General features: G+C 66.7%; 4 protein-coding genes and 1 pseudogene. 3 read left to right on the top strand and 2 right to left on the bottom strand.

All coding sequences use genetic code 11. The features are described 5' to 3' along the window. Positions 1-514: pseudogene (locus I5I_RS13120) on the bottom strand (hypothetical protein); the annotation flags it as partial. 142 nt (positions 515-656) lie between these two features. Between I5I_RS13120 and I5I_RS18000 the strand changes: the two are divergent. Beyond that, a complete protein-coding gene (locus tag I5I_RS18000) occupies positions 657-1,052 on the top strand; it encodes a DUF4191 family protein (RefSeq protein WP_374699920.1) in 396 nt (131 codons plus the stop codon). Next, complete coding sequence (locus I5I_RS17995; RefSeq protein WP_374699919.1) at positions 1,049-1,366, top strand: DUF4191 family protein; 318 nt, start codon at positions 1,049-1,051, stop codon at positions 1,364-1,366. The genes I5I_RS18000 and I5I_RS17995 overlap by 4 nt, the downstream gene beginning before the upstream one ends. Before the next feature lie 3 nt (positions 1,367-1,369). On the opposite strand, the gene I5I_RS13110 is transcribed toward I5I_RS17995, so the two are convergent. Continuing rightward, complete coding sequence (locus I5I_RS13110) at positions 1,370-1,819, bottom strand: RDD family protein (RefSeq protein WP_036320528.1); 450 nt, start codon at positions 1,817-1,819, stop codon at positions 1,370-1,372. Between the two features lie 131 nt (positions 1,820-1,950). On the opposite strand from I5I_RS13110, the gene glnA reads away from it, so the two are divergent. Continuing rightward, positions 1,951-3,345: type I glutamate--ammonia ligase (gene glnA / locus I5I_RS13105; protein WP_036320526.1), on the top strand; the 1,395-nt coding region annotated here is incomplete at its 3' end.

The following is a 3,345-nucleotide window of genomic DNA, read 5'->3' as shown; positions in this document are numbered from 1 at the left end:
GGCGTCTGTGGCCCACGCCGATCAGTGCGGCGGCCTCCCGCACGGTGTGCCGCAGACCCGGTGCGGCCGCCTCGGCGAGTTCGTTGAGAAGTGCGACCGTATCGGCCTGCCAGGGTGCTCCGGTCGGAGCGAGAAGTGGACACCCCTCGGTGTCCACCCACCAGGAGCCGACGGTGAATCCGCACCGCTCGGCTTCTGCCGCGCCGCGCAGCACACTGACGGCAGCCGTGACGATGGCTCCCGCCTCCCACGCCCGTCCGGCAACGAGCGCGATCAGTCGGTGCGGGCAGTGCGGCAGGAGCGCGGCGTGGCCGTCGGGTGTGCGCGCCAGATCAGCGGGGGTCAGCACATGCTCGCCGCCGCGTACGCGCCAGATCTCGCTCGGAAGATCCTGCACGGGCACCCACACCGTCGGTGGAGTGCCCGCGCGGAGATCTCCGGGGAAGGGCGCGTCGGCGGCCGCCAGCGTCCGCAGCAGCGGTGGGGGCGCGAGCAGACCGGAATCGAAGCTCATATCGCGAGTGTCGCCGCTCGTCGGCGGGGCTCGGCGACGAACGGGGCAACTGTGTAGACGCCGACGCTCTGGGCCGATGGGGAGGAGCTCTCGTCGCACCGCATGCGCATGCGCCGTGTCGGCGCGACGGTAGGCTGTGGGAATGGCATCCCGCAGTTCCGCACCCGACAAGGGCCCCGGCTTCTTCTCTCAGATCCGCTCGCTCTACACCTTCACGAAGGCCGAGTTCTCGTGGCTGCCGTGGGTGCTGGTGGCTGTCGCGGTCGTCGGAATCGGCATCGGCATCCTCGTCGGATTCCTCATCCCGCCGGCGGCTGTCTGGAGCGTCATCCTGTGGGGTGTCACCGGTCTTCTGTTCGGTCTGTTGGGCGCCATGATCGTGCTCACGCGACTGTCGACGCGCGCGATGTACATCAAGCTCGACGGGATGCCGGGAGCCGCCGGGCACGTGCTGTCGACCTCGCTCGGTCGCAGCTGGGTCGCCTCCGAGATGCCCGTGGGCGTCAACCCCAGACGCAGGACGCGGTCTACCGCGTGATCGGCCGCGGCGGTGTCGTCATCGTGGGTGAGGGTGCGCGCGGGCGGCTGACCCGACTCGTCAACGACGAGAAGATGAAGGTCCAGCGCGTGGCGTCGGGGGTCCCGATCAACGTGCTCTACATCGGTCACGGTGAGGGGGATGTCCCCATCTCGAAGCTCTCGGCGACCATCAAGTCGTTCCCCAAGAAGGTCGACCGCACGACGATGGCTGCCGTCGTCAAGCGCGTGGACTCGGTATCGCAATCCGTCACCTCGCTGCCGATCCCGAAGGGTATCGACCCGATGCGTGCGCGCGCGCCGCGCCCGCGCTGAGCCTCAGCCGCGAACGAGGACCGTCCCCGCGATCTTGTCGTGAAGGCCGCGGTGATCGCCGTCCCAGATCACGGCGGGGATGATCAGGGCGAGCAGGAGGGTGCGCACCAGCGGACGCCAGACGCCGCTCCAGCCTCCGTCGACACGGACGATCCGCATGCCGAACAGCCGATGCCCCGGGCTTGCTCCCAGCGTCGGGATGAACAGTACCTGGACGGCGAGGAAGATCAGGTTCGACGCGACCGGATTGGCGTATCGGAACCCCGTGACCTCGTCCAGTGTCGGGAAGAACGCGTAGGCGATCAGTGTCGCCGTGGCCAGGTCGACGGCGAGAGCGCCCGTGCGGCGACCGATCCGCGCAATGCTCCCCGCGCCCGACCGTGGCAGCCCGAGCCGCTCGCCGGGATAGGTGCTGTCGTGTTGTCCCGTATTGTCGGAGGTACCTGCCGTCACCGGGTCAGCTTATCCGCGTCGCTGTAACATCCCCGAAACACGGGGGATACTGCCGGGCAACCGGTCATCGATAGCGTCGAGGCGGGCCTGATCCCGTTCAGGCGTGTTCCACACCCGATCTTGGAGACTCCATGTTCAAAGATTCATCCGAGGTTCTGAAGTTCATCAAGGACGAGGACGTCAAGTTCCTCGACATCCGGTTCACGGATCTGCCTGGTGTGCAGCAGCACTTCAACATCCCGGCCTCGACCGTCGACGAGGAGTTCTTCACGGTCGGCCAGCTGTTCGACGGCTCGTCGATCCGCGGTTTCGCGAACATCCACGAGTCGGACATGCAGCTCATCCCCGACGTGTCCACCGCCTACATCGACCCGTTCCGCGAGGCGAAGACGCTCATCATGCTCTTCGACATCTACAACCCGCGCAACGGCGAGATCTACAGCAAGGACCCGCGTCAGGTCGCCAAGAAGGCCGAGAAGTACCTCGCCTCGACCGGCATCGCCGACACCGCGTTCTTCGCTCCCGAGGCCGAGTTCTACATCTTCGACGACGTCCGCTACGAGGTGAAGCAGAACGCCAGCTTCTACAGCGTCGACTCCGAAGAGGGCGCCTGGAACACGGGTCGCGCGGAGGAGGGCGGAAACCTCGCCAACAAGACGGCCTACAAGGGCGGCTACTTCCCCGTCTCCCCCGTCGACAAGACGGCCGACCTCCGCGATGACATCAGCCTGCACCTCATCGACGCGGGCCTGATCCTCGAGCGTGCGCACCACGAGGTCGGCACCGGTGGTCAGCAGGAGATCAACTACCGCTTCGACACGATGGTGCACGCGGCCGACGACATCCTGAAGTTCAAGTACATCGTCAAGAACGTCGCCGAGCAGTGGGGCAAGGTCGCGACCTTCATGCCCAAGCCGCTCTTCGGAGACAACGGTTCGGGCATGCACACCCACCAGTCGCTGTGGCTCGAGGGCAAGCCCCTCTTCTACGACGAGAAGGGCTACGGCGGCCTGTCCGACGTCGCTCGTTGGTACATCGGCGGTCTGCTGGCGCACGCGCCGGCTGTCCTCGCCTTCACCAACCCGACGCTGAACTCCTACAAGCGTCTGGTCAAGGGCTACGAGGCTCCGGTCAACCTGGTCTACTCGGCCGGTAACCGCTCGGCCGCGATCCGCATCCCGATCACGGGCAGCAACCCGAAGGCCAAGCGCATCGAGTTCCGCGCGCCCGACGCCTCCGGCAACCCGTACCTCGCCTTCGCCGCGCAGATGATGGCGGGCCTGGACGGCATCAAGAACCGCATCGAGCCGCACGAGCCGGTCGACAAGGACCTGTACGAGCTGCCCGCCGAGGAGGCCAAGAACATCCCTCAGGTTCCGAACTCGCTGCTCGACTCGCTGGAGGCGCTGCGTGCAGACCACGAGTTCCTCCTGGCCGGTGGCGTGTTCACGCCCGAGCTGATCGAGACCTGGATCGAGTACNAGATCGAGAACGAGATCAAGCCGCTCGCCGCTCGTCCGCCCCCG

The sequence above is a fragment of the Microbacterium sp. B24 genome, from assembly GCF_000333415.1.
In the GTDB taxonomy this organism is placed as follows: Bacteria; Actinomycetota; Actinomycetes; order Actinomycetales; family Microbacteriaceae; genus Microbacterium.
Note: the sequence above shows the minus strand (reverse complement) of the source record. Positions and strands in the feature narration are given on the sequence as shown.

Coding starts and splice junctions, on each gene's coding strand:
- I5I_RS18000 (WP_374699920.1), top strand. CDS start 657: ATGGCATCCCGCAGTTCCGCACCCGACAAGGGCCCCGGCTTCTTCTCT.